The 434-nt window shown below is 70.5% G+C and carries 1 protein-coding gene; it reads right to left on the bottom strand.

Annotation, left to right across the window (positions count from 1 at the left end; translation table 11 throughout):
* Positions 1-434 (bottom strand): AtuA-related protein (locus tag JWG39_RS16155; RefSeq protein WP_205220460.1); only part of this gene is annotated, 434 nt, incomplete at both ends.

Raw genomic sequence — 434 nt, 5'->3', positions numbered from 1 at the left:
ATGCGCAGGCTGGCGACGCCGCCGCCGCCGAGGGCGTTCTCCAGCAGGAAGTTCAGGCTGTGGCTGCCCGGCAGGTACCAGCGGCCGACCCGGCCGGTCTGCGGGTCGAGCACATGCTGCATCCAGTCCACCACCGCGCCTTCCTCCAGCGCCTCGGCGATCCACGGCAGGTACTCCGGGCGCCGCGCCATGACCCCGATGTTGCGGTGGTTGCCTTTGTCGCCGGAGCGCGCCCCCGCCAGCTTCACCAGCGGCACGCTGGCGCTGGCGGGCTGCTCCGGGCGTGGCGGCTGGCGCGCCTCGGCCAATCGTGCCGGGTCGAAGGCTTCGAGGACCGGCAGTTCCAGCGGATGGCGCTGGCCGTCGATCTCTACGCTCAACGCGCATTGCGCCTTGTCGATCAGGAAAGAGAACAGGCGGATCACCGGATACAC

Origin of the sequence: Desulforhopalus vacuolatus, from assembly GCF_016918505.1 — a bacterium.
In the GTDB taxonomy this organism is placed as follows: domain Bacteria; phylum Desulfobacterota; class Desulfobulbia; order Desulfobulbales; family Desulfocapsaceae; genus Desulforhopalus; species Desulforhopalus vacuolatus.
The sequence above is the reverse complement of the archived record's forward strand: the minus strand, read 5'-3'. Positions and strand labels throughout refer to the sequence as shown.